Source organism: Geodermatophilus siccatus, from assembly GCF_900103785.1.
GTDB lineage: Bacteria > Actinomycetota > Actinomycetes > Mycobacteriales > Geodermatophilaceae > Geodermatophilus > Geodermatophilus siccatus.
On record NZ_FNHE01000004.1, the window covers coordinates 93,769 to 116,932 of the forward strand.

The following is a 23,164-nucleotide window of genomic DNA, read 5'->3' on the forward strand; positions in this document are numbered from 1 at the left end:
GCCTCCTCCACGCGTTGTGTGCTGAGCTGTATACAGCTTCGCATACAAGATGTCGGAGGTCGAGGGTGTTCAGCTTGGTGGTCCACATGCAGGTGCGGCCGGGCCGGCGCGAGGAGTTCCTCGCCGGCATGGCCGCCAACGCGGAGGCGTCGGTCCGCGACGAGCCCGGCTGCCTGCGGTTCGACGTCTGCTCGGTGGCGGCCGACGAGGACCGCTTCGTGCTCTACGAGCTCTACGCCGACGCGGACGCCTTCGCCGCGCACAAGGCCTCCCCGCACTTCGCCGCCTGGCGGGTGATCGCCGAGGAGGTCCTCGTCGACCAGGTCAACACGCCCGGCCACCTGCTGGTCACCCACACCGCCGAGGAGTCCGCATGAGCACTGCACCAGGGCCGATCCAGCCCGTCCCGCCGTCGATGGTCCTGCGCCCGGAGCAGATCGAGCGCTTCGACCGCGGCAACGGCGTCGTCACCATCCCGTTCGTCGGCAGGTGGAACTGCGAGGGCAACCGGGTCACCACCGGGATGACCGTCTTCTCGCCCGGCACCGGCATCCCGCTGCACTCGCACAACGTCGAGGAGACCGTCCTCGTGTACGAGGGCGAGGCCACCGCGGTCGTCGGCGACGACGAGTTCGACCTCGTCGCGGGGCAGGCCACCTGGGTCCCGGCCGGCGTCCCGCACTGCTTCCGCAACCGCGGCGAGGGCACGATGACCATCTACTGGGTCTACGGCGGGCGCGACGTCACCCGCACCATCACCGCCACCGGCGAGACGTTCGAGCACCTGTCCGACAGCGACCGCGGGGCCCTGCCGTCGTCGGGCGAGCCGGCATGAGCGCCGTCGTCACCGTCGACCCGGCGACGGGGGAGCGGCTGACCGAGTACGCGGCCTTCTCCGACGCCGACGTGGACGCCGCGCTGGACCGGGCGCAACAGGTCCAGGTGGGCTGGGCCGCCTGCTCCTCCGAGGACCGCGCCGCCGTGCTGCGGCGGGCGGCGGCCGTCCTGCGCGCCGAGGCCGACGACCTCGCCCTGCTGGCCACGCGGGAGATGGGCAAGCCGCTGGCCGAGTCCCGCGCCGAGGTCGAGAAGTGCGCCACGGCCTGCGACTACTACGCCGAGCACGCCGCGGCGTTCCTCGCCGACGAGCCGGTCGCCACCGCCGCGGACCGCAGCTGGATCGGCTACGAGCCGGTCGGCGTGGTGCTGGCGGTCATGCCGTGGAACTTCCCGCTCTGGCAGGTCGTCCGCTTCGCCGCACCGGCGCTCATGGCGGGCAACGCCGCGCTGCTCAAGCACTCGCCCAACACCACCGGCTGCGCGCTCGCGGTGCAGCGGGTGCTCGCCGCCGCGGGAGCGCCGGACGGGCTGTTCACCGCGCTGGTCGTCGCCGAGCCGGACGTGCCGGCGGTGACGGCGCGGCTGATCGGCGACCCGCGCATCGGGGCGGTCACCATCACGGGCAGCGAGCGGGCCGGCCGCGCGGTGGGTGCCGCGGCGGGCGACGCGATCAAGAAGTCGGTCCTGGAGCTCGGCGGCTCGGACCCCTTCGTCGTCCTGGCCGACGCCGACCTGCCGCGGGTCGCCGCCCTGGCCGCGCGGGGTCGGCTCCTCAACGCCGGGCAGAGCTGCATCTCGCCGAAGCGGCTGGTCGTCGACGCCGCCGTCGTCGAGGAGTTCACCGGGCTGCTGGTCGCCGAGGTCGAGGCGCTGACCGTCGGGGACCCCACGGCGCCGGGCACCGACGTCGGCCCGATGGCCCGGGCGGACCTGCTCGAGGGGGTGCACCGCCAGGTCGGGGCCTCCGTCGCGGCCGGCGCCCGGCTGCTCACCGGCGGACGCCGCCTCGAGGGGCCGGGCACCTTCTACGCGCCCACGGTCCTGGCCGACGTCCGGCCCGGGATGCCGGCCCACGACGAGGAGGTCTTCGGCCCGGTCGCCGCGGTCATCGCGGTGGACGGCGACGACGAGGCCGTGCGCGTCGCGAACGACACCAGGTTCGGGCTCGGTGCCAGCGTCTGGACGGGCGACCCGCAGCGCGGGGTCGCCGTCGCCCGCCGGATCCGGTCCGGCGCCGCCTTCGTCAACGCGGTCGTCGCCTCCGACGTCCGCCTGCCCTTCGGCGGCACCCGCGCCAGCGGTTACGGCCGTGAGCTGGCCGCCGCCGGCATCCGCGAGTTCGTCAACGTCCGCACGTGGTGGGTGCTCGACGCGCCCGCCGCCACGGCCCCCGCATCGGAGTGAGCACCATGAGGAACACCCCCCACCGCCTCGGCGTCCTGCTCGGCGACGGCATCGGGCCGGAGATCGTCCCCGCCGCGGTCCGCGTCGTCGACGCGGCGCTGGCCGCCGCCGGGGCCGCGCCGGTCGAGTGGCAGGAGCTGCCCGTCGGCGCCGCGGCCATCGAGACGCACGGCAGCGCCATCCCCGACGTCACCCTGGAGGCGCTGGCCGGGCTCGACGGCTGGCTGCTCGGCCCGCACGACAGCGTCGCCTACCCCGAGCCGCACCGGTCGCAGCTCAACCCGAGCGGCACGCTGCGCAAGCACTTCGACCTGTACGCGAACACCCGCCCGGCCCGCGCCTTCGAGGGCGGCCGGGCGATCGCCCCGGGCACCGACCTGGTGATCGTGCGGGAGAACACCGAGGGCTTCTACGCCGACCGCAACACCCACGCGGGCACCGGGGAGTACATGCCCACCCCTGACGTCGCCATCGCGATGGGCGTCTTCACCCGGCCGCGCATCGAGCGCATCGCCCGGGCCGCGTTCGAGCTGGCCCGGCGCCGGCGCAACAGGCTCACGGTCGTGCACAAGGCCAACGTGCTGCAGCTGAGCTCGGGCCTGTTCAAACGCGTCTGCCTCGAGGTGGCGGAGCAGTACCCCGACGTCGCCGTCGACGACTTCCACATCGACGCGATGACGGTGCACCTGCTGCGCCGGGCCGCCGACTTCGACGTCGTCGTCGCCGAGAACATGTTCGGCGACATCCTCTCCGACCTGACCGGCGAGCTGGCCGGCTCCCTGGGCATCGCGCCGTCCCTCAACGCCTCGGGCGACCGCGCCATGGCCCAGGCCGCCCACGGGTCGGCCCCGGACATCGCCGGGAAGGGGCTGGCCAACCCGATCGCGATGGTCCTCTCGGCGGGGATGCTGCTCGACTGGCTCGGCACGCGGCACGGCGACGCGCGTCTCCGCGACGCCGCGGTCCGGGTGGACGACGGCGTCCGGGCGGCGGTGCGCGACGGCGTCAGCACCGGCGACCTGGGCGGCTCGGCCTCGACGGGGGAGTTCACCGACGCCGTGGTGGCGCGCATCGCCGGGGCCTGAGGTCAGGGGCCGTCGACGTGCAGCCGGCGGGCGGCGGCCCCGGCCAGGGCCAGCGCCCCGGCCGTCGCCCACAGCACCCCGGCCGAGCCGACGCCGGCGGCCAGCAGCCCGACGGTGCTGGGGATGAGCACCTGGCCCAGCCGGTTGCCGGTCAGCCGCAGCGACATCGCCCGGCCGCGCAGCCCGGCCGGGGCCATCTCGGCCAGCCAGGACATGGTCAGCGGCTGCCCCACGCCGAGCCCGAGCCCGAGCAGGACGACGAGCGCCGCCGTCCCGGCGACCGGCATCGGCACCGCGACCGCCGCCATCGTCCCCGCGGCCAGCGCGACGCTGGACAGCATCAAGCGCCGTCGCCCGGTCAGCCGCACCAGCCGGCCGAGGAAGAAGCGCGAGGTCATCGAGGCGGCGGCGCGCAGCGTCAGCAGCAGGCCGACGGTGCCGGCGGCCAGCCCGCGGTCGGCGCCGAGCGCGGGCAGGTAGACCAGCGTGATGTCGACGGCGGCGAGCACGACGCAGCTGACGGTCAGCGCGCGCAGCAGGCCGGGCAGGCGCAGCAGCGTGCCCATGCCGCCGGGCTCGGCGGCGTCGCCGGAGCGCTCGCGGACCGGGAACCGCAGGACGACGGTGCACGCCAGCAGCAGGACGGCGATCCCCGCCGCGACGAGGAAGATCGGGCGGGTGTCGGGCAGGGCGCCCTCGCCGCCGGCCACGGTGATCAGGGCGGGGCCGAGCGCCTGCCCCAGCGAGGCGGCGAAGGTGTAGTGCCCGAACGCCGTGTCGAAGCGCCCCGGCCCGGCGGTGTTGGCCACGGCCGCCTGCTGGCCCACGACCGAGAGCAGGTGGCCGGTGCCGAGCACCACGCTGCCGGCCACCAGCCCGGCCGCCCCGCCGCGCCCGCTGGCGAGGACGACCGCCGAGAGCAGCAGCAGGACCGCCCCGGCCAGCATCACCCGCCGCTCGCCGAACCGGTCGGTGGCCTGCCCCGAGGGGACGGCGAGCACCAGCGGGACGACGGCGAACGAGGCGGTCAACGCGCCCAGCCAGGCGGTCGGCACGTCCAGCTCGATCGCCCGGTAGGCGGTCGTCGGGCGCAGCACGAAGGTGACCACCTGGGTGAGCGCCGAGTGCGCGAGCAGCAGCCCGAGCATCCGCCGTCCCCCGGGGAGCCGCGCGCTCACGCCGGCGACCGGTCGGCGGCAGCCGCGGTCCCGGCAGTCAGGCTCCCGGCGGCGCGGGCGGCCAGGCTGGTCTCCACGTGCCGGCGCATGAGGTCGGTGGCCGCCGCGGCGTCGCGGTCGGAGACCGCCTCGACCAGCAGCCGGTGCTCCTCGGCCCGCCGGGCGGCCTCCTCCTCGCTGCGCCCGGCCCGCAGCGCGTGCCGCCGGTAGCGGTCGGTCTTGTCCCACAGGCCGTCGAGGGTCTCGACCAGCAGCGCGTTGTGCGAGGCCCGGTACAGCGCCGAGTGGAACCGCCGGTGACTCGCCAGCTGGGCCGGCGACGGGTCCGGAGCCAGCGACTCCAGCCGGGCCAGGCTGTCGGCCATCTCGGCGAGGTCGGCGGCGGTGCGGCGCTGGGCGGCCAGGCCGGCGGCGAGCGGGTCGAGGTCCTGCCGCAGCTCGACGAGGTCGCGCGCCTCCGCGGCGTCGAGCGGGGCCACCCGGGCGTCGCGGTGCGCGCCGAGCTCGACCAGACCCTGCTGGGCCAGCCGCCGCAGGGCCTCGCGCAGCGGGGTGGTGCTGACGCCGATCCGCCGGGCCAGGGTGGCCTGGTTGAGCACCGAGCCCGGCTCGAGCTCGCCGCCGAGGACCATCTCCCGCACCCGCGCGTAGGCCAGCTCGCTCTTGGTGGCGACGCCGGTCCCGTGCACCCTCACAACCTCCGTACCTCGCTGAGCTGCACATCTCCGGTGGAGCTGCGCCCCGACCTCCCCAGGTTATAACCTCGGTCCATGACCGACGCGCCGGCCCACGCCACGACGGACCTCTCCGACGACCACCCCGAGGCGCAGGTGTGCGACCCGGTGTTCCAGGCCTTCGGCGACCGGCCGGCGTTCAGCGGGCCGGTCACCACGCTCAAGGTCTTCGAGGACAACGCCCTGGTCCGCGCCGCCGTCGAGCAGCCGGGGGAGGGGCGGGTGCTCGTCGTCGACGGCGGCGGCTCGCTGCGCTGCGCGCTCTTCGGCGGCAACCTCGCCGTGCTCGCGGCGCAGAACGGCTGGGCCGGCGTGGTGGTCAACGGCGCGGTGCGCGACGCCGACGAGCTCGACGCCCAGCCGATCGGGGTGCGCGCGCTGGCCACCCACCCGCGGCGCAGCGTCAAGGGCCTGCACTCGGGCCAGGTCGGGCTGCCGGTCGTCTTCGCCGGCGTGGTGTTCCGCGAGGGGGAGTGGCTGGCCGCGGACCGGGACGGGATCGTCGTCCTGCCCGCGCCGCCGGCCTGAGCGTCAGCGGCGGCGCAGCACCCGGGCCAGCCGGTGCCCGCGCCCGGAGAGCAGCTCCGCGGTCGTCACCGGCTCGGGGACGTCGGCCGGCGCGGCGTGCCGCTCCCGCAGCCGGGTGCGGACCTCCGCGGGGGTGTGCGCCCGGCGCTGCCGCTCGCCGCGGGCCAGCACCGCCCCGGTCGCCGCGACGCCGGCGAGACCGGCCAGGCCGAGCAGCTTCGACACCCGCACGGTCCTGACGGTAGCGCCGTGCCCGAGCCGGGCCCGGAGGAGGCGGTCGACCTCACCCGCACCGGCGAGGTGCGGGTCGCGCACGGCGGCGCGACGGGCGGCGGGTCCGGCCGGACCTGCTCGAGCGCTCAGCGCACCCGGTAGGTCGTCTGCACCATCCCGCCGGGGAAGGTGCGGGTGCGGACGTGGTCGAGCAGCACGTCGGCCGGCAGCGGCCCGAACGGCGTGTGCCCCTCGCCGATGAGCACCGGCACCCGGGAGAGGGTCAGCTCCCCGACCAGCCCGGCGGCGAGGAAGTCGTGCACCGCCCGTCCGCCGTCGACGTAGACGCGGCGGTACCCGGCGGCGGTCAGCGCGGCGACCGCCTCGTCGAACGAGCGGTGCAGGGTGACGCGGGGGTCGGGCTCCAGCGTGGTGCTGAGGACGTGCACCGGCTTGCCCTGGTAGGGCCACTCGGCCAGCGGGGCGATCACCTCGTAGGTGCCGCGGCCCATGACCAGCGCGTCGATCCCGGCGACGAACTCGGCGAACCCGAAGTCGCCGCCCTCGCCGTCGTCCGGGGCGCCGCCGGCGTCCTCGCCGCCGGTCAGCCAGGCGAGGTCGCCGTCGGGACGGGCGATGAACCCGTCGACGCTCATGCCGAGGAACACCGCACCGGTGAAGGACGCGTCCATGCCGGCAGGGTGCCCGACGGCACCGACGGGACGGGTCGTATCAGCTCAGGACTGTCGTACCTCTGAGCTACACCAGGCATGCGCCACCTCCCCCTGGTGTTGAACAGAGCACGGGGGAACCGCCCAGGAGGGCACCATGTCCGAGGCCATCGTCAGAGCAACCCACCCCACCCACTGGGGCCGGCCGGACATCGCCGGCGACCTGATCGCGGTCGCCGTCACCCCCGGCGCAGCCCCGCCCCGCGAGCTCCGCATCCGGCCCGAGCTGTACGAGCGCATGCTCACCCAGCTGACGCCCGACGAGCGCGCCGCGGTGGCCGGCCGCCGCCTGCTGGGACCGTCCCCGGGCGTGCCCGTCGTGGTCGACCCCGCGCTGCCGGCCTTCCCGGGGTTCGAGGTCGTCCGCGCCCGGCCGGAGGCCCCCGGCCGGGCGCACGCCGCGGCCGCCTGAGAGGACCCCCTGCTCCCCACGCCTCGTGGCCCCGTCCAGCGGGTCGGCACGAGCGTGCGAGTGGTGAGGAGGACGGGGTCCTTCCACCTGCAGGGGCCGCCCTGTCACCTCACCAGCGCGGCCCGCGTCGCGCCGATCCGCACGACGGTGTCGCCGGGCTCCTCGACGCCGTCGTCGTGGGTGACGCAGACCACGACCCGGCCGGCGAGCGCCGCCCGCAGGTCGCGCAGCAGCGCCGCGGCGGTGGGCGGGTCGAGGTGCGCGGTCGGCTCGTCGAGCAGCACGACGTCCCGGTCGGCCAGCAGCGCCCGCGCCGCGGCTAGCCGGCGCCGCTCGCCGCCGGACAGCGCGGTGCCGCCCGCGCCGACCGGGGCGTCCAGGCCCGCGGGCAGCGCGGCCAGCAGCCCGCCGAGCCCGGTGGCGTCGAGTGCCGCGCGCATCCGGGCCTCGCCGTCCGGCCCGGCCAGTCCGCCCCGCGGCGCGGCGAGGGCCAGGTTGGCGCGGATGCTCGAGGCGAACACGTGCGCGTCCTGGGGTAGCCACGCGATGCGGGAGCGGACGCCGTCCCCGGTCAGCCGCGCGGTGTCGACGCCGCCCAGCGCGTAGCTGCCCGCTCGGGGCCGCAGGGCGGCGAGCAGCACGGCGAGGAACGTCGACTTGCCGGCACCCGAGGGCCCGCGCACGACCAGCCAGCCGGCGTCCGCGTCGGCCCGGGCCGTCAGACCGCGGAGCACGTCCGGGCCGCCGGGCCAGCCGGCCACCAGGCCGTCGGCCGCGAGCGTGCGCACCGGCGCCGGGACGGGGAGCGGGTCGGCGGGGTCCGCCGGCACCGGCGCGGTGAGGACGGCGTCGAGCCGGTCGCGGGCGTCGGCGAGCGTGCCGCGCCGCTGCAGCGCGATCACGAGCCCGGCCAGCGGCTCGGCCAGGGCCAGCGGTGCGAGCGCGACCGCCGCGATCGCCGGGCCGGTCACCCCCGCCGTGGCACCGGCCGCCGCCGCGGCGACCGCGGCCAGCCCGGTGCCCAGGACGACGACCCCGGTACCCAGGGCGCCGGCGCGGGTGCGGGCGCGGTCGGCTCCGGTGCGGTCGGCGGCGAGCGCGGCGAGGTCGGCCGCCGTCCGCCCTGCCAGGCCGTGCGCCCGCAGATCGGCCGCGCCCTCGAGCGCGGTGGTGGTCTCGCGCAGCGCGGCCACCCGCAGCGCCGCCTCGGCGCGCGCGGCGCCGGCGTCCACCCGCCGGTGCGCGAGCAGCACCAGCGCGACGGTGGTCAGCAGGACCGCCGCCGCGGCGCCGGCCGCGGCGGGGGAGACCAGCGCCAGGGCGCCGACGGTCGCGGTGCTCACGGTGCCGGCCACCAGGGCGGGCGGGACGACGCGCACGGAGAGGTCCTGCACCAGACCCACGTCGCCGACCACGCGGGCCAGCGCCGAGCCCGGCGTGCGGTCGGCTGCGACGCCCTGGGCGGCCAGCGCCCGCCAGACCCGCACGCGCAGGTCCGCGGCCAGCCGGAGCGCGGCGTCGTGCGCGGTCATCCGCTCCACCCAGCGCAGCCCGGCGCGGCCCAGCCCGAACGCCCGGACGCCGACGATCGCCACCAGCAGGGTGAGCACCGGCGGCATCTCGGCGGCCCGCACGATCAGCCAGCCCGAGACGGCGGTGAGCGCCACGCCCGCGCCGGCCGAGGCGGTACCGGCGGCGACCGCGCGCACGAGCGCCCGCGGCGGCCAGCGCAGCCCGGGGCCGGTGGTCGTCGCACCCGCCGGTGCCGGTGCGGCGGCGGGTGCGACGGTCTCGTGGCCGTCCGGGGCCGATGGCCACGACGTCGTCGCACCCGCCACGGGACGATCGGTCGCGGCCGGGGACGCGAGGTCGACGGTGCGGTCGGCGAGGGCCGCCAGGCCTGCGTCGTGGGTGACCAGCAGGACGCTCACCGTGCCGCGCAGCCCGGCCAGCACCGCGGCCACCCGGGCGGCGGCCGCGTCGTCCAGGTGCGCGGTCGGCTCGTCGAGCAGCAGCAGCCGGGCGCCGCGGCGGACCCGCACCAGCGCGCGGGCCAGCGCCACCCGCTGCAGCTCGCCGGGGGAGAGGGTGGTGCAGTCGCGGCCGGCCAGATCGGCCGCGCCGACCCGGGCCAGCGCCTCGATGACGTGGGCCTCGCCCACCAGCTCGTCCACACCGGCCTCGGAGTCCGCGTGCCGGCGCAGCTCGTCGGCGACGGTCGCGCCGGTGGTGCGCGGGTGCTGCGACGCGTACGCGACGCCGCCGGCCGGGACGCCGGACACCGTGCCGTGCACCTCCGCGGCCGGGTCGGTCAGCCCGGCGAGGACGGCGAGCAGCGTCGACTTGCCCGAGCCGCTGGCGCCGCGCACGGCGACGATCTCGCCCGGCCGGATCGCGAGGTCCACCAGGGGCAGCGCCGGGACCCTGCGGCCGGCGAAGCGGACGGTCAGCCCGGTGACGGCCACGTCGGCGCCGCGCGGGTCGTCGTCCTCCGCCGTCGGGGCGGCGGTGGCGACCGGGGTGGCGAGCACCGCGCGGGCCTCGGCGGCCGCGAGCGCGGCGTCCTCCCCGGCGTGGTGGGCGGCACCCAGGTTGCGCAGCGGCGCGAAGGCCTCGGGCGCCAGCAGGAGCGCGGTGAGGCCGACGGCCAGGTCGAGGTCGCCGTGCACCAGCCGCAGGCCGACGGTGACCGCGACCAGCGCCACCGACAGCGTGGCGAGCAGCTCGAGCACCAGTGCGGAGAGGAAGGCCAGCCGCAGGACCGACAGGGTGCGCCGGCGCGAGGCGTCGCCGAGCTCGGCGAGCGCCGCGGCCTGCTCGGCGGCGCGGCCCAGGCCCACCAGCACCGGCAGCCCGCGGACCAGTTCGGCGACGTGCGCGGCGAGGCGGTCCAGCGCCCGGGCGGCGGCGGCCGTGCCGTCGCGGGTGGTCAGGCCGACCAGCACCATGAACAGCGGCACCAGCGGCAGGGTGACCGCGACCAGTCCGGCGGAGAGCAGGTCGGTCCAGGCGAGCACGACGAGCAGCACCGGCGGCACGACCAGCGCCTGCGCGAGCGCGGGGAGGCGGGTGGCGAGCGCGGGCCCGAGCTCGGCCAGCCGGGTGGTCGCCAGCAGCGCCGCCGGGCCGGGACCCCCGGCCGCCGCGACCGCCACGGGGGAGGCGGCGAGCCGGGCGGTCAGCGCCGCGCGCAGCTGCTCCTCGGCGCGCCGGGCGTCCCGCGCCGCCGTCAGCTCACCGGCCCAGCCGGCCAGCGCGCGCAGCAGACCGCCCGCGGCGGCGAGGAGCAGCGGGCCGGTCAGTGCGCCGTCGTCCTGACCGGCCGCGCGGGCCACCGCGTGCGCCAGCCCGGCCGCCAGCAGCACCAGCCCGGCCACCTGGCCGAGTGCGGCGAGCGCGGCACGGACCAGCGCCCCGGTCACGCCCGGCACGCCGGCCAGCGGACCGAGCAGGCCCCGGTCCGACCTCACGCGTGCGCCCCGGCGGGCTCGCCGTGCTGCGGCTCGGCGGTCAGCCGCTTGCGGAACACCCAGTAGGTCCACGCCTGGTAGCCGAGCACCACGGGCAGTCCGATCCCGGCGGCCCAGGTCATCACCGTGAGCGTGTAGTCGCTGACCGAGGCGTCGGCGATCGTCACGTCGAAGGTCGGGTCGATCGTCGAGGGGACGACGACCGGGTACGCGGCGCCGAACAGCGTCGCGGCCGCCGCGACCAGCATCGCGCCCCACGCGGCGAAGGCCTGGCCCTCGCGGCCCACCCGCAGCCGGGCCCAGGCGACCAGGACGGCGAGCGCGGCGACCAGCCACAGCGCCCCGGTGGCCGGCGTGCCGTACCGCAGGTGCACCAGGCCGGCCCAGGCCAGCAGCGGCAGCGCGGCCACCGGCGACCACCGCAGCGCGAGGCGCCGGGCCGCCGCCCGCAGGGGGCCGTCGGTCTTCAGCGACAGGAACACCGCGCCGTGCACCACCGAGAAGGCCAGGACGGCGACCGCGCCCAGCAGCGCCGACCAGCCCAGCCCGGAGAAGGCGCCACCGACCCGGTCGCCGTCGGCGTCGATCGGCAGGCCCAGGGTGGTGGCCCCGAGCGCCGCGCCGATGCCGGCCGCGGCGACGAGCGAGCCCGCGGTGATCACCCGCGTCCAGGTGGTGTCCCACGCGTCGGTGTGGTGGGAGTGCCGCCACTCGAAGGCGACCGCCCGGACGATCAGGCCGAACAGCACCAGCACGAAGGGCAGGTACAGCGCCGGCAGCCAGGTGGCGTACCAGCCCGGGAAGGCGGCGAAGACCGCGCCGACGGCGGTGATCAGCCAGACCTCGTTGCCGTCCCAGAGCGGGCCGATGGTGCGCAGCATCAGGTGCCGCTCGGCCGTACGGCGGCCGAGCACCGGCAGGAGCGCGGCGACGCCGAAGTCGAAGCCCTCGAGCAGCAGGAAGCCGGTCCACAGCAGCGCGACGGCGGCGAACCACAGGGTCTGCAGGTCCACGGGGAAGCTCCTGGGTGGGTGGTCGGACGAGGACTCAGTAGGCGAAGGACAGGACGTCGTCGTCGGCGTCGCGGCGGGACTCCGGCGTCCCCCCGGTCGGGGTGCCGGGGGTGGGGGCGCCGTCCCCGGTCGTCACGCCGCGGCGCACGAAGCGGGTGATCAACCACAGCTCGACGACGGCCAGCGCGCCGTAGACGAGGGTCAGCAGCGACAGCGACGTCCAGACCTCGGCGGCGCTGATGCCGGGGGAGACGGCCTGGGCGGTGAAGAAGTACGTCTGCTCGCCGACCGGGACGTCGGGGTTCGGGTACACCACGAACGGCTGGCGGCCCATCTCGGTGAAGACCCACCCGGTCGCGTTGGCCACGAACGGCGCGGCGACGGCGAGCAGCGAGCCGTGGACGCCGAGCCGCGAGGTCGGCACCCGGCCCTTCCGGGTGGCCCACAGCGCGTAGGCGGCGACCCCGGCCGAGACCGCGCCCATGCCGATCATGAGCCGGAAGCTCCAGTAGGTGACGCCCAGCAGCGGCGTGTAGTCGATCTCCTCGCCGGCCAGCGCGCCGAACCGCGACGGGTCGTCGGGGTAGGTCGCGCCGTAGACGGCGGCGTACTCCTCCTGCAGCTCGTTGACCCCGGGGACGGCGGTCGAGAAGTCGCCGTGCGCCAGGTATGAGAGCAGGTACGGGACGGTGATCGAGTGGACGTCGTCGCACTCGTTGGAGCCGAGCTTGCCCCAGGCGAACACCGAGAAGGACGCCGGCGCCTCGGTCTCGCAGAGCGCCTCGGCCGAGCTCATCTTGAGCGGCTGCTGCTCGTACATGAGCTTGCCCTGCCAGTCGCCGGTGAGGGCGACGAGGACGAAGGCCGCCAGCGACACGAAGCCGCCCAGCCGCACCGAGCGGCGGCACACGGCGTGGTCGACGTCCGTGGTCGGCTGCCCGGCCAGCTTGCGCCGGCGCAGGTGCCACAGGCCGATGCCGACCAGCAGGGCGCCGGCGACCATGAGCGCGGCGACGATCGCGTGGCTGAAGGCGGCCAGCGCGGTGTTGTTCGTCAGGACGGCGAGGAAGTCGACCTGCACCGGGCGGCCGGTGGCGTCGTCGACCTCGACGCCGACCGGGTGCTGCATCCAGGAGTTGGCCGCGATGATGAAGTACGCGCTGACGATCGAGCCGACCACCGCGGCCCACAGCGCGGCGAGGTGCAGCTTCTTCGGGATGCGGCCCCAGCCGAAGATCCACAGCCCGAGGAAGGTCGACTCGAGGAAGAAGGCCAGCAGCGCCTCGAGGGCCAGCAGCGAGCCGAAGACGTCGCCGACGAAGCGCGAGTACTCGCTCCAGGCCAGGCCGAACTGGAACTCCTGCACGAGGCCGGTGGCCACGCCGAGCACGAAGTTGATCAGGTAGATGCGGCCCCAGAAGCGGGTCATCCGCAGCCACTCGGGCTTGCCGGTGCGCACCCAGAGGGTGTGCATGACGGCGACCAGGACCCCCAGGCCGATGGTCAGGGGGACCATCAGGAAGTGGTAGACGGTCGTGATGCCGAACTGCCAGCGCGCCACGTCCAGGACGTCCACCGCGGGCCCCTCTCCGGTCGTCGTACGATCGACACGTTCTTTCTACGCCTCGTAGAAGAGCAACTTCTACAAGACGTAGAACATGCCGGTGTGATCCCGGGGACAGGAGGAGCCGTGGCATCGCTGGGAGATCTCGAGCGGGCGGTCATGGACCGGCTCTGGTCGGCCGAGGGGCCGCTGGCGGCGGCCGAGCTGCGCGACGGCCTGGCCGGCCGCGGCCTGGCGCTGACCACCGTGCACACCGTGCTGTCGCGGCTGGAGCAGAAGGGCTTCGTCGTCCACGACGAGGGCCGGCCGCGGCGCTTCCGCGCCCGCGGCACCCGTGCGGACCACGCCGCCGAGCTCATGCACGAGGTGCTCGGCCAGGCCGGGGACCGGCAGGCGGTGCTGGCCCGCTTCGTCGGCGGTGTCGACCCCGACGAGGCCCGGCTGCTGCGCGAGCTGCTGGCCGCCGCCGGCCCGGACGACGAGCCCCGCTGACCTTGCTGCCCGCCACCGCGGCCGCCCTCGCCGTCCTGTCCGCCCTGCTGGCGTGGCCGGTGCCGGCGCTGCTGGCCCGCGCCCGCTGGCCGCGGCGCGACCCGCTGGTGGCCCTGGTCTGCTGGCAGGCGGTCGGGCTGGCCGGCGGCCTGTCGATCATCGGCGCGCTGCTGGTGCACGGCCTCGCGCCGTGGGGCCACTCGCTGCCCGAGGCGGCGTGGGCCGTGGCCACCGGGCACCCCGCCGAGGCGCCGGTCCGCGGGGACCACTGGGTCACCCTGACCCTCGCCGCCGTCCTGGCCACCGAGCTGGTCGGTGTCCTGCTGCTCTCCTGGGTCCGGACCACCCGCACCCGCCGCCGGCACCGCGAGCTGCTGGAGCTCGTCGTCCAGCCGGCCTCGCTGCCCGACGCGCGGCTGCTGGAGCACCCCGCTCCGGTCGCCTTCTGCATCCCCGGCGCGCGACCGCTGCTGGTGCTGTCCTCCGGCATGGTGGCCGAGCTCGACGACGCCCAGCTGGCCGCCGTCGTCGCGCACGAGCGGGCGCACCTGCGCGAGCACCACCACCTGTACCTGCTGCCGTTCGTGGCGTGGGAGGCCGCGCTGCCGGTGCTGCCCGCCGCGGCCCGCGCGCACGCCGCGGTGCGCACGCTGGTGGAGATGCGTGCCGACGACGTCGCGCTCGGCTCGCTGCCCGGGAGAGCGCCCCGTCGGACGCTGGCGCAGGCGATCGTCGTCGCGGCCGACGGGGCCGGGGGAGGGGGAGTGCCGATCGGAGCGCTCGCGGTCACCGGCAGCGCGGTCGGGGCGCGCGTGGTGCGGCTGCTCGAGCCGCCGTCCCCGCTGCCGACGTGGGCACGGGTGCTCGCGCTGCTCTCGGCCGGCCTGCTGCTCCTGGTCCCGACCGCGCTGCTGCTCCTGCCGGCCGTCCTCTAGGCCGGTGCGGACGCCGTCCGAGGCATCGACGCCTGAGCCCCGACGGCGCCCCACCGCGTTGACCATGGGGTCGGTGCGGCCCCGGACGGCGGGTCGGCGCGTGTCGCCTGCGACGACCCCGTGATCGACTCCGCCGGCGTGCAGGTCGCCGGGCCTACGGCGGTGCAGCAGGCTGGCGGACGTGTCCGGGACCGACGTGACCCCGTTCCGCGTGGACGTGCCCCGGGTGGAGGTCGACGACCTGTACGACCGCTACGTCGTCCACGGCGGCGAGTGGGGCGCGTACGTCGGGCGCGACCTCGCCGCCGCCGACGCGGCGCACGTCGCCGGGCTGCACGTGACGATGACGCCCGGGCCGGCCGCTGACGGCGACCCGGCCGCCGAGGAGGAGGTGGCGCACTACACCCGCGAGCTGTCCGGCTACGCCGAGCTGCAGGGCACCCGGCCGCTGGCGCTGGCGCCCGCGCCGACCGACTCGCCGGCCGGGCTGCTCGCCTGGATCGCCGAGCGGTTCGCCGAGTGGACCGACCCGGCGAGCGAGATCGACGTCGACCAGCTGCTGACCAACGTCGCCGTCCACTGGTTCACCCGCACCGGGCCCTCGCCCGCGCAGCTCTACTCGGAGCGCGCGCACACGCCGGCGCCGGGGTGGTCGCGGGAGGTGCCGACCGGCGTGGCGGTGCTCCCGCACGACCTCTTCCGGCCCCCGCGGGCGGCGGTGGCACAGGTGGTCGACCTCGTCTCGTGGACCGAGTTCGACCGCGGTGGCCACGTCGCGGCGATGGAGGTCCCCGACCTGCTGGTCGAGGAGCTCCGCCGGTTCGTGCGCGCGGTCGCCCGCTGACCTGCCCGGCTCAGGCGCGGGTCACAGCGGCCGGAACCCCCGCAGCCGCAGGCTGTTGGTCACCACGAACACCGAGCTGAACGCCATCGCCGCGCCCGCGATCATCGGGTTGAGCAGCCCGGCCATGGCCAGCGGGACAGCCGCGACGTTGTAGGCGAACGCCCAGAACAGGTTGCCCTTGATGACCGCGAGGGTGCGCCGGGCGAGCCGGATGGCGTCGGCCGCCGCGCGCAGGTCGCCGCGCACCAGCGTGAGGTCGGAGGCCTGGATCGCCACGTCGGTGCCGGTGCCCATGGCCAGCCCCAGGTCGGCCTGCGCCAGCGCCGCGGCGTCGTTCACCCCGTCGCCGACCATCGCCACGACCCGGCCCTCGCCCTGCAGCCGCTTCACGACGGCGACCTTCTCCTGCGGCAGCACCTCGGCGACCACGTCGCCGATGCCCACCTCGGCGGCGACCGCGCGGGCCACCGTCGCGTTGTCGCCGGTCAGCAGCACCGGGTGCAGACCCAGCTGACGCAGCCGGCGGACCGCCTCGGCCGAGGTCGGCTTCACCGCGTCGGCGACGGCGAGCACCCCGCGGGCGACGCCGCCCCAGGCCACGAGCACGGCGGTCCGGCCGACCGCCTCCGCGGCGTCCTGCGCCCGGGTGAGCTCCACCGGGACGTCGACGCCGGCGAGCAGGCCGGCCCGCCCGACGAGCACCGCCGTCCCGTCGACGACCCCGCGCACACCGAGCCCGGCCTCGTTGGCGAACCCGGTGACCGGCCGCAGCGGGCCGGTGCGCTCGGTCGCGGCCGCGGCGATCGCCCGGGCGACCGGGTGCTCGGAGCCGGACTCGACCGCGCCGGCCAGCGCCAGCACCCGGTCGGCGTCCTGCCCGGTCGCGGCGACGACGTCGTGCAGGGTCATCCGGCCGGTGGTGACCGTGCCGGTCTTGTCCAGCACCACGGTGTCGACCGCCCGCGTGGACTCCAGGACCTCCGGGCCCTTGATGAGGATCCCGAGCTGCGCACCGCGACCGGTGCCGACCATGAGCGCGGTCGGCGTGGCCAGCCCCAGCGCGCAGGGGCAGGCGATGATCAGCACCGCGACCGCGGCGGTGAAGGCGGCGGGCAGGCCGGCCGAGGCGCCGATCCAGAAGCCCAGGGTCGCGGCGGCCAGCGCCAGCACGACCGGCACGAAGACGCCGGAGACCCGGTCGGCCAGCCGCTGCACCGCGGCCTTGCCGTTCTGCGCCTCCTCGACCAGCCGCGCCATCTGCGCCAGCTGCGTCTCCGACCCCACGCGCGTGGCCCGCACGACCAGGCGGCCGCCGGCGTTGACGGTGGCACCGACGACCGTGTCACCGGGGCCGACCTCCACCGGCACCGACTCCCCGGTGAGCATCGAGGCGTCGACGGCCGAGGCGCCCTCGGTCACCACGCCGTCCGCGGCGATCTTCTCCCCGGGCCGGACGACGAAGCGGTCGCCCACGGCCAGCCGGTCGACCGGCACCCGGGTCTCGGCGCCGCCGCGCAGCACCGAGACCTCCTTGGCGCCGAGCTCCAGCAGTGCCCGCAGCGCCGCCCCGGCCCGCCGCTTGGAGCGGGCCTCGGCGTACCGCCCGGCGAGGATGAACGTCGTCACCCCGGCCGCGGCCTCGAGGTAGATGTTCGCGCTGCCGTCGGTGCGGCCGATGGTCAGCTCGAACGGGTGCGTCATGCCCGGCTCGCCGGCCGTGCCGAGGAACAGGGCGTACAGCGACCAGAGGAACGCCGCCCCGGTGCCCAGGGAGACCAGCGTGTCCATCGTCGCTGCGCCGTGCCGCAGGTTGGTCCACGCGGCGCGGTGGAACGGCAGCCCGCCCCACACGACGACCGGCGCGGCCAGCGTCAGCGAGAGCCACTGCCAGTAGGTGAACTGCAGCGCCGGGACCATCGCCATCGCGACCACCGGCACGGTGAGCACGGTGGACACGAGCAGGCGCTGCCTCACGGCACGCGTCGGGTCGTCGTCGGCGGCGGGCTCGGCGTCGGCCGCGGGCGGCTCGGGCAGCGCCGCGGTGTAGCCGGTCTTCTCGACCGTGGCGATCAGGTCGTCGGTCGTGACGTCGCCGCCGAAGGAGACCCGCGCCTTCTCGGTGGCGTAGTTGACCGTCGCCGTGACGCCGTCCATCCGGTTCAGCTTCTTCTCGACGCGGGCGGCGCACGAGGCGCAGGTCATGCCGCCGATCAGCAGCTCGACCTCGCCGGTCCGGACATCGGGGGTGCTCATGTGCTGGGTCTCCTCAGCCGCCGTGCCCGTGCGCGGCGGACTCGTCGGCCGCCGTCCCGGTGACCTGCACCGTGAACGCGGCGGTGTGCACGGCGTCGCCGTGCCGGAAGTCGAGGAACAGCCGGTGGGTGCCGGCGGACGGCGCGGTCGCCGCGAAGGCGACGTGCGGGCCGGGGGCCGGGGCGACGTGCGCGTCCTCGACGGGGTGCACGTGCAGGTACTCGAGGTCGCCCTCGCGCAGTGCCACCAGGTGCCCGTAGGCGCCCAGGTAGGGCTGCAGGTCCGTGACCGGGCGGCCGTCGCGGCTGACACTGAAGGTGAGTTCGGACTCCGCGCCCGCGGTCGGCTCCCCGGTCAGGACGACGGTGTAACCGTCGACCTCGGTCACCGCGGCCGGCTCGGGCAGCGGCTGGGGGTCGTAGGTGCCGGCCACCTGCAGGTCGGCGGTCAGGGCGATGCCCTCGGTGTCGTCGTCCTCGCCCGCGGCGGCCGGCGTCGTGTCGGCCACCAGGCGCCAGCTGCCGGGGGTGAGGGTGAGGGGCACCCGCCACGTGCCGTCGGGCGCGCGGTCGGGGTGCACGTGCTGGTAGCCGGAGAGGTCGGCGCGGACGGCGACGAGGTGCAGGTCCTCGCCGTGGTCCTGCCTGTACTCGGTCACCGGGGCGCCGTCGGGGCCGAGGACCCGGAACGCCACGGTCGCCGTCCCGGCGGCGGGCTGCTCCCCGAGGACGTCGAGGACGTAGCCGGCGCCGGTCGCTGCGTGCTCCGGCGCCGGAGCGGCCGCGGCGGGGTGCGCCTCGGGGGTCCTCACCGGGCCGACCGCCGCGCCGACGCCCACGGCCGCGGCGAAGACGGCGCCGAGGCCGGCGGCGACGACGGCGAGCCTGACCGGGGTCCGCACGAGGAACTCCCTCAGCTCGCGACCGAGTAACCGGCCTCCTCGACGGCGGCGCGCACGGCGTCGTCGTCGACGGGCTCGGTGCTGGTGACGGTCAGGCCGCCGCTGGTCAGGTCGACGTCGACGGTGGCGACCCCGGGGACGGCGCTGACCTCCTCGGTCACGGCGTCGACGCAGTGGCTGCAGGTCATGCCGACGACGGTGTAGCTGGTGGTGCTCACGCTGGACTCCTGTGGGCGGTAGGGGTGGGGGTGGGTCAGGACCGGACGAGGCGGGCGATCGCCTCGGAGGCCTCGCGGACCTTCTCGTCGGCCTCGCGGCCACCGGCCTGGGCGGCCTGGACGACGCAGTGCGACAGGTGCTCCTCGACCAGGCCGAGGGCGACCGACTGCAGCGCCTTCGTCATCGCCGAGACCTGCGTGAGGATGTCGATGCAGTACTTCTCGTCCTCGACCATCCGCTGCAGGCCGCGGGCCTGGCCCTCGATGCGGCGCAGCCGCTTGAGGTAGTCGTCCTTGCGGTGGATGTAGCCGTGCTGGCTGCTGGTCTCCACGGTGTGTCCTCCCGATGCGTCCGGTGGGCGCTCGGGAACAACCATACCCCCCTAGGGCATGTTTCGCCGTGCGTCGTCGGTCACCCGTCGGCGTCGCGCGCCCGCAGCCGGTCCACCGTGGCCTGCAGCCGCGCGGTGTCGGCGCGGGCGTCGGCCAGCTCGTCCTGCAGCCCGAGGATCACCTCGGCCGAGGCGAGGGTGTGCCCGTCGTCGAGCAGGCCGCGCAGCCGCGCGGCGAGGGCCAGCTGGTGGCGGGAGTAGCGGCGGTGCCCGCCCGGCGAGCGGTGGGGCTGGAGGACGCCGGCGGTGTCGAGGCTGCGCAGGAAGGCCGCCTGGACGCCGAGCAGCTCCGCGGCCTGGCTCATGGTCAGCGCGGGGAAGTCCGGGTCGTCGAGACGGCCGATCGGGTCGTCGTCCCGGGAGGCGGGTGCGGGCATGGCGATCCTCCGGGGTCTGCGGGGTGGCACGGGGCCGGGAAAGCGCGAGGGCCGGGTCCGCACGGACCCGGCCCTCGGGGAGTCGCCGCCGATCAGCTCTCGACGGACTTGCGCTCGGACGTCTCGCCCTCGATGGTGCGCCCCTCGACGGCGGCCGGCGTGTCGGCACGGGTCACCGTGATCTTGCGGGCCCGCGCCTTCTCGGCGACCGGGATGCTCACGGTGAGCACGCCGTCGTGGTAGTGCGCCTCGAGGCGGTCGGTGTCCAGGCTCCTGCCGAGCACGAGCTGCCGGGTGTAGCTGCCGTACGGGCGCTCCGCGATCGCCCACTCGGCGTTCTCCAGCTGCGGCACCGAGCGCTCCGCGGTGACGGTCAGCGTGGTGCCCTCGACCTGCAGGTCGATCGAGCCGGGGTCGACGCCCGGCAGGTCGAAGTGGGCGACGAAGTTGTCACCGACGCGGTAGGCGTCCATCGGCATGCCCGACAGCGGGCGGGCGGTCAGCCCACCGCCTCGGCCGGTCAGCTGGTCGAGCGCGCGGAAGGCGGCGTTCGTGGCGGCGAACGGGTCATAGGCGGTCAGCATGGCCATCGCTGTGTCAACCTCCTGTGTTCGTGCTGGCGTGTTCGCTGCCCGAGGTGAACCTCTAGTGGCGACTAGAGAATACCTCGATCATGCACCCCAGTAAACATCCTCTGCGGAGCTTTGTTCCCGTTCTCCGGTCGACCGTCGCGGGCGGGCGGACGTGCCGCACTGCCGGTGCGCCGCACGCACGCCCAGGCGTGAGCGGGGTCCCCCCGGGGCAGGAGACGCCCGTGGACGACACCAGTGCCCCCCGAGCGCAGGGGGAGACCGAGCAGCAGCGCGGCGACCTGGAACCCGCGGTGACCACCGACCTCGACGGCGACGTCGCGACGCTGACCGTCGGTGGGGAACTGACCGAGGAGGCCCGCCGTCCGCTGGTGCGGACGATGACCGACCTGATGCTCAGCCGGCCGGACCTGCGGCGGGTGCGGCTGGACCTGCGCGCGGCCACGTACCTCAACTCCGCCGGGATGGCCGTGCTGGTGCAGCTGCAGAAGCTGGGCCAGCCGCGGGGCGTGGAGGTCGCGCTCGTCGCCCCGCCCGCCGCGGTCGCCCGGCCCCTGCAGCTGTCCGGGCTGTGGCTGCGCTTCCCCGTCGAGGAGCAGCAGGCGGTGGAGGACGACCGGGTCGACCGGGAGGGCGGCGCCGGCTGAGTGCCGGTGTCGCGGACGGCGCGTCGCGGTCCAGCTCCTAGCCTGACCGGGTGCCGTCGAGCCACCCCCACAGCCACGGTCCCGACCCGGACGCGCCGCCGCCGACCCCGGAGGTGCTCACCCGGAGACGGCGCGCGGTCTGGCTGATGCTCCTGCTGCTCGTGCCGGTCGGTCTGGCGACCGTCGTCGGGCTGGTGGTGCTCTGGCCCGGCGACGAGCCGACCCGCGCCGAACAGGCGGCGGTGCAGTTCACCCCGCCGGGGACGACCTACCCCGAGGGCCGGGTCTCCGCCGTCGAGCCGTTCGACTGCTCCATCCCCGGCGGCGGTGGGCAGGTCGCGCAGCAGCTCACCTGCGCGAACGTCGTCGTCGAGGTGCTCGAGGGCGACGGGGCGGGGGAGTTCCAGCAGGTGGAGCTCCCGCCGGAGGTCTACGCCGGTGGGATCGAGGTGGGTGACGTCCTCGTCCTCACCCGGGACCCGGCCGCCCAGGGCGGGACCGGGTACGCGTTCTACGACTACGACCGCGACGTCCCCGTCGTCGTCCTGACCCTGGCCTTCGCCGTCGTGACCGTGGCGGTCGCCCGGCTGCGCGGCTTCGCCGCCCTCGTCGGCCTGGCGTTCGCCTTCTTCGTCATGCTGCAGTTCCTGCTGCCCGGCCTGCTCGGCGACTCCTCGCCGACGCTGGTCAGCCTGGTCGGCTCGGCGGCCATCATGTTCGTCGTCCTCTACCTCGCCCACGGCTTCTCCGCGCGGACGACGACGGCGCTGGTCGGCACCCTCTTCGGGCTGGCCCTGGTGGCCGTCCTCGGGGCGGTGGCGGTGTCGGCAGCCCGGTTGACCGGGCTGACCAGCGAGGAGACCGTGCAGCTGCAGACCTTCGACCCGACCCTCGACTTCTCCGGTCTGGTGCTCGCCGGCATCGCCGTCGCCGGGCTCGGCGTGCTCAACGACGTGACGATCACGCAGGCGTCGGCGATCTGGCAGCTGCACGAGGTCGACCAGGGCATGACGTGGCGGGAGCTGTACCGTCGCGGGATGGCGGTCGGCCGCGACCACATCGCCTCGACCGTCTACACCATCGTCTTCGCCTACGCGGGCGCCTCGCTGCCGCTGCTCATGCTCTTCGAACTGTCCGGTCGGTCGTGGTGGACGACGTTGACCAGCGCCGCACTGGCCGAGGAGGTCATCCGCACGCTGGTCGGCTCGATCGCGCTCGTCCTCGCCGTCCCGGTGACGACAGCGGCCGGCGCCTTCTTCGCCAAGGCCGCCGGCAGCCGGGCGGGCGCGGCGACCGACCAGCGGCTGACCGCCCTGCGCGCCCGCTTCGCCCGGTGAGCGAGGCTGAGCAGGTGTCCCGCCCGCTCGCGCCGCCCGCCGAGGACCTCCTGACCGCCGCCCGGGCCGCCCCCGGCTTCATGCCCGACGACGAGGGGACGGCGCTGTACGAGGCGGCCCGCACCGTCGCCGTCCCGGGGCCGCTGCTCGAGGTCGGCAGCTGGATGGGGAGGTCGGCGCTCTACCTGGCCGCCGCGGCGCGGGAGACCGGCCGGCAGGTGGTGACCGTCGACCACCACCGCGGCTCGGAGGAGCACCAGCCGGGCTGGGAGTACCACGACCCGTCGCTGGTCGACCCGGCCGTCGGGCTGCTCGACACGCTGCCGCGGTTCCGCCGGACGATCGCCGACGCCGGCGCCGAGGACGTCGTCATCGCGGTGGTGGCGCGCTCGGAGGTGCTGGCGCCGCTGTGGACGACCCCGCTCGCGCTGCTGTTCCTCGACGGCTCGCACACCGAGGAGTCCGCCCGCCGCGACCAGGACGCGTGGGTGGCCAAGCTGGCCGTCGGCGGCACCCTGGCCATCCACGACGTCTTCCCCGACCCGGCCGACGGCGGCCAGGCGCCCTACGGCGTCTACCGACGGGTGCTCGCGTCGGGCGACTTCGCGGAGCTGCCCGGCACCGGCTCCCTGCGGCTGCTGCGCCGTGAGCGCTGACCGGCTCGGGGTGGAGCGGGCCGCCGCCCAGGCGCAGGTCGAAGCCCTGACCCGCGAGTTCGACGCCATCGTCGCCGCGTCGCGGGCGTCGAACGCCGACGACGAGCACGACCCGGAGGGCGCCACGATCGCGTTCGAGCGCCAGCAGGTGGCGGCGCTGCTGGAGCAGGCGCGCCGCCGGCTGGCCGACGTCGACGCCGCGGTCACCGCCGTCGAGGCCGGCACCTACGGCCGCTGCGAGACCTGCGGCCGCCCCATCGCCCCCGAGCGCCTGGCCGCCCGCCCCACCGCGCGCACCTGCATCGACTGCGCGACCTGAGGGCACCTCGCCCCCGCCGCGAGCTCGCGAG

The 23,164-nt window shown here is 76.1% G+C and carries 27 protein-coding genes; 14 read left to right on the top strand and 13 right to left on the bottom strand.

Going from position 1 to position 23,164, the window contains the following annotated elements; translation table 11 throughout:
- Positions 1 to 65: 65 nt before the first annotated feature.
- From BLS21_RS09035 to BLS21_RS09050, 4 genes are read left to right on the top strand one after another with little or no spacing between them, the layout of a single operon-like run.
- The gene (locus BLS21_RS09035; RefSeq protein WP_091217570.1) at positions 66 to 377 is read left to right on the top strand and encodes a putative quinol monooxygenase; all 312 of its coding nucleotides are present in this window, start codon (positions 66 to 68) and stop codon (positions 375 to 377) included.
- A complete protein-coding gene (locus BLS21_RS09040; RefSeq protein WP_091216732.1) occupies positions 374 to 835 on the top strand; it encodes a cupin domain-containing protein in 462 nt (153 codons plus the stop codon). Before BLS21_RS09035 ends, BLS21_RS09040 begins: the two co-directional genes overlap by 4 nt.
- Positions 832 to 2,244 carry an NAD-dependent succinate-semialdehyde dehydrogenase gene (locus tag BLS21_RS09045; RefSeq protein ID WP_091216735.1) on the top strand — a complete coding sequence of 471 codons (1,413 nt, stop codon included), beginning with the start codon at positions 832 to 834 and terminating at the stop codon, positions 2,242 to 2,244. The genes BLS21_RS09040 and BLS21_RS09045 overlap by 4 nt, the downstream gene beginning before the upstream one ends.
- Positions 2,245 to 2,249: 5 nt before the next feature.
- The gene (locus BLS21_RS09050; RefSeq protein WP_091217573.1) at positions 2,250 to 3,329 is read left to right on the top strand and encodes an isocitrate/isopropylmalate dehydrogenase family protein; all 1,080 of its coding nucleotides are present in this window, start codon (positions 2,250 to 2,252) and stop codon (positions 3,327 to 3,329) included.
- Between the two features lie 2 nt (positions 3,330 to 3,331).
- On the opposite strand, the gene BLS21_RS09055 is transcribed toward BLS21_RS09050, so the two are convergent.
- A complete protein-coding gene (locus BLS21_RS09055; protein WP_245700213.1) occupies positions 3,332 to 4,507 on the bottom strand; it encodes an MFS transporter in 1,176 nt (391 codons plus the stop codon).
- Positions 4,504 to 5,196, bottom strand: coding sequence for a GntR family transcriptional regulator (locus BLS21_RS09060; RefSeq protein WP_245700215.1), 693 nt, complete (start codon positions 5,194 to 5,196; stop codon positions 4,504 to 4,506). Before BLS21_RS09060 ends, BLS21_RS09055 begins: the two co-directional genes overlap by 4 nt.
- Before the next feature lie 81 nt (positions 5,197 to 5,277).
- Between BLS21_RS09060 and rraA the strand changes: the two genes are divergently transcribed.
- Complete coding sequence (gene rraA, locus BLS21_RS09065; protein WP_091216741.1) at positions 5,278 to 5,769, top strand: ribonuclease E activity regulator RraA; 492 nt, start codon at positions 5,278 to 5,280, stop codon at positions 5,767 to 5,769.
- A 3-nt stretch (positions 5,770 to 5,772) separates the two neighbouring features.
- Here rraA and BLS21_RS09070 read toward each other — a convergent pair whose 3' ends face one another.
- Entirely contained in the window at positions 5,773 to 6,000 is a 228-nt protein-coding gene (locus BLS21_RS09070) for a hypothetical protein (RefSeq protein ID WP_091216743.1), read from the bottom strand.
- A gap of 18 nt (positions 6,001 to 6,018) precedes the next feature.
- Here BLS21_RS09070 and BLS21_RS26185 point away from each other — a divergent pair, with 18 nt between their 5' ends.
- Positions 6,019 to 6,144 carry a hypothetical protein gene (locus BLS21_RS26185; RefSeq protein WP_281241924.1) on the top strand — a complete coding sequence of 42 codons (126 nt, stop codon included), beginning with the start codon at positions 6,019 to 6,021 and terminating at the stop codon, positions 6,142 to 6,144.
- Here BLS21_RS26185 and BLS21_RS09075 read toward each other — a convergent pair.
- On the bottom strand, positions 6,129 to 6,674 hold the full coding sequence (locus tag BLS21_RS09075; protein ID WP_091216746.1) for a dihydrofolate reductase family protein: 546 nt from the start codon (positions 6,672 to 6,674) through the stop codon (positions 6,129 to 6,131). The two genes, BLS21_RS26185 and BLS21_RS09075, sit on opposite strands and share 16 nt — an antisense overlap.
- 136 nt (positions 6,675 to 6,810) lie before the next feature.
- Between BLS21_RS09075 and BLS21_RS09080 the strand changes: the two genes are divergently transcribed.
- Positions 6,811 to 7,125: a hypothetical protein gene (locus BLS21_RS09080; RefSeq protein WP_091216749.1), complete on the top strand. Its 315-nt coding sequence runs from the start codon at positions 6,811 to 6,813 to the stop codon at positions 7,123 to 7,125.
- Positions 7,126 to 7,229: 104 nt separating this feature from the next.
- Here the strand turns inward: BLS21_RS09080 and cydC are convergent, their stop codons facing one another.
- The 3 genes from cydC to BLS21_RS09095 are packed head-to-tail and all read right to left on the bottom strand — an operon-like array spanning position 7,230 to position 13,184.
- Positions 7,230 to 10,595 carry a thiol reductant ABC exporter subunit CydC gene (gene cydC / locus BLS21_RS09085; protein ID WP_091216752.1) on the bottom strand — a complete coding sequence of 1,122 codons (3,366 nt, stop codon included), beginning with the start codon at positions 10,593 to 10,595 and terminating at the stop codon, positions 7,230 to 7,232.
- Positions 10,592 to 11,608: a cytochrome d ubiquinol oxidase subunit II gene (cydB, locus tag BLS21_RS09090; protein WP_091216755.1), complete on the bottom strand. Its 1,017-nt coding sequence runs from the start codon at positions 11,606 to 11,608 to the stop codon at positions 10,592 to 10,594. The genes cydC and cydB overlap by 4 nt, the downstream gene beginning before the upstream one ends.
- A gap of 34 nt (positions 11,609 to 11,642) precedes the next feature.
- Positions 11,643 to 13,184 carry a cytochrome ubiquinol oxidase subunit I gene (locus BLS21_RS09095; RefSeq protein WP_091216759.1) on the bottom strand — a complete coding sequence of 514 codons (1,542 nt, stop codon included), beginning with the start codon at positions 13,182 to 13,184 and terminating at the stop codon, positions 11,643 to 11,645.
- A gap of 114 nt (positions 13,185 to 13,298) precedes the next feature.
- On the opposite strand from BLS21_RS09095, the gene BLS21_RS09100 reads away from it, so the two are divergent.
- The 3 genes from BLS21_RS09100 (at position 13,299) to BLS21_RS09110 (ending at position 15,443) form a co-directional block, all read left to right on the top strand.
- Positions 13,299 to 13,664, top strand: coding sequence for a BlaI/MecI/CopY family transcriptional regulator (locus tag BLS21_RS09100; RefSeq protein ID WP_091216762.1), 366 nt, complete (start codon positions 13,299 to 13,301; stop codon positions 13,662 to 13,664).
- A 2-nt stretch (positions 13,665 to 13,666) separates the two neighbouring features.
- Positions 13,667 to 14,599, top strand: coding sequence for a M56 family metallopeptidase (locus BLS21_RS09105; protein ID WP_091216765.1), 933 nt, complete (start codon positions 13,667 to 13,669; stop codon positions 14,597 to 14,599).
- A 181-nt stretch (positions 14,600 to 14,780) separates the two neighbouring features.
- Positions 14,781 to 15,443 carry an alpha/beta fold hydrolase gene (locus BLS21_RS09110; protein WP_175479517.1) on the top strand — a complete coding sequence of 221 codons (663 nt, stop codon included), beginning with the start codon at positions 14,781 to 14,783 and terminating at the stop codon, positions 15,441 to 15,443.
- Between the two features lie 21 nt (positions 15,444 to 15,464).
- Here BLS21_RS09110 and BLS21_RS09115 read toward each other — a convergent pair whose 3' ends face one another.
- From BLS21_RS09115 to BLS21_RS09140, 6 genes are all read right to left on the bottom strand, one after another.
- Complete coding sequence (locus BLS21_RS09115; RefSeq protein ID WP_091216768.1) at positions 15,465 to 17,696, bottom strand: heavy metal translocating P-type ATPase; 2,232 nt, start codon at positions 17,694 to 17,696, stop codon at positions 15,465 to 15,467.
- A 13-nt stretch (positions 17,697 to 17,709) separates the two neighbouring features.
- Positions 17,710 to 18,597: a hypothetical protein gene (locus tag BLS21_RS09120; protein WP_091216771.1), complete on the bottom strand. Its 888-nt coding sequence runs from the start codon at positions 18,595 to 18,597 to the stop codon at positions 17,710 to 17,712.
- An 11-nt stretch (positions 18,598 to 18,608) separates the two neighbouring features.
- Entirely contained in the window at positions 18,609 to 18,815 is a 207-nt protein-coding gene (locus tag BLS21_RS09125; protein WP_091216774.1) for a heavy-metal-associated domain-containing protein, read from the bottom strand.
- A 35-nt stretch (positions 18,816 to 18,850) separates the two neighbouring features.
- Complete coding sequence (locus BLS21_RS09130) at positions 18,851 to 19,192, bottom strand: metal-sensitive transcriptional regulator (RefSeq protein ID WP_091216776.1); 342 nt, start codon at positions 19,190 to 19,192, stop codon at positions 18,851 to 18,853.
- A gap of 35 nt (positions 19,193 to 19,227) precedes the next feature.
- Complete coding sequence (locus BLS21_RS09135; protein WP_091216779.1) at positions 19,228 to 19,584, bottom strand: MerR family transcriptional regulator; 357 nt, start codon at positions 19,582 to 19,584, stop codon at positions 19,228 to 19,230.
- Between the two features lie 92 nt (positions 19,585 to 19,676).
- Positions 19,677 to 20,174 carry an Hsp20/alpha crystallin family protein gene (locus tag BLS21_RS09140; RefSeq protein ID WP_091216781.1) on the bottom strand — a complete coding sequence of 166 codons (498 nt, stop codon included), beginning with the start codon at positions 20,172 to 20,174 and terminating at the stop codon, positions 19,677 to 19,679.
- A gap of 224 nt (positions 20,175 to 20,398) precedes the next feature.
- Between BLS21_RS09140 and BLS21_RS09145 the strand changes: the two genes are divergently transcribed.
- From BLS21_RS09145 to BLS21_RS09160, 4 genes are read left to right on the top strand one after another with little or no spacing between them, the layout of a single operon-like run.
- Positions 20,399 to 20,821, top strand: coding sequence for an STAS domain-containing protein (locus BLS21_RS09145; RefSeq protein WP_091216783.1), 423 nt, complete (start codon positions 20,399 to 20,401; stop codon positions 20,819 to 20,821).
- A gap of 50 nt (positions 20,822 to 20,871) precedes the next feature.
- Positions 20,872 to 22,158: a YibE/F family protein gene (locus BLS21_RS09150; protein ID WP_091216786.1), complete on the top strand. Its 1,287-nt coding sequence runs from the start codon at positions 20,872 to 20,874 to the stop codon at positions 22,156 to 22,158.
- Positions 22,155 to 22,814: a class I SAM-dependent methyltransferase gene (locus BLS21_RS09155; protein WP_175479519.1), complete on the top strand. Its 660-nt coding sequence runs from the start codon at positions 22,155 to 22,157 to the stop codon at positions 22,812 to 22,814. The genes BLS21_RS09150 and BLS21_RS09155 overlap by 4 nt, the downstream gene beginning before the upstream one ends.
- Positions 22,804 to 23,133 (top strand): TraR/DksA family transcriptional regulator, encoded by a 330-nt coding sequence (locus BLS21_RS09160; RefSeq protein WP_091216792.1) that lies wholly within the window; start codon positions 22,804 to 22,806, stop codon positions 23,131 to 23,133. Before BLS21_RS09155 ends, BLS21_RS09160 begins: the two co-directional genes overlap by 11 nt.
- The last annotated feature ends 31 nt before the right edge of the window (positions 23,134 to 23,164 follow it).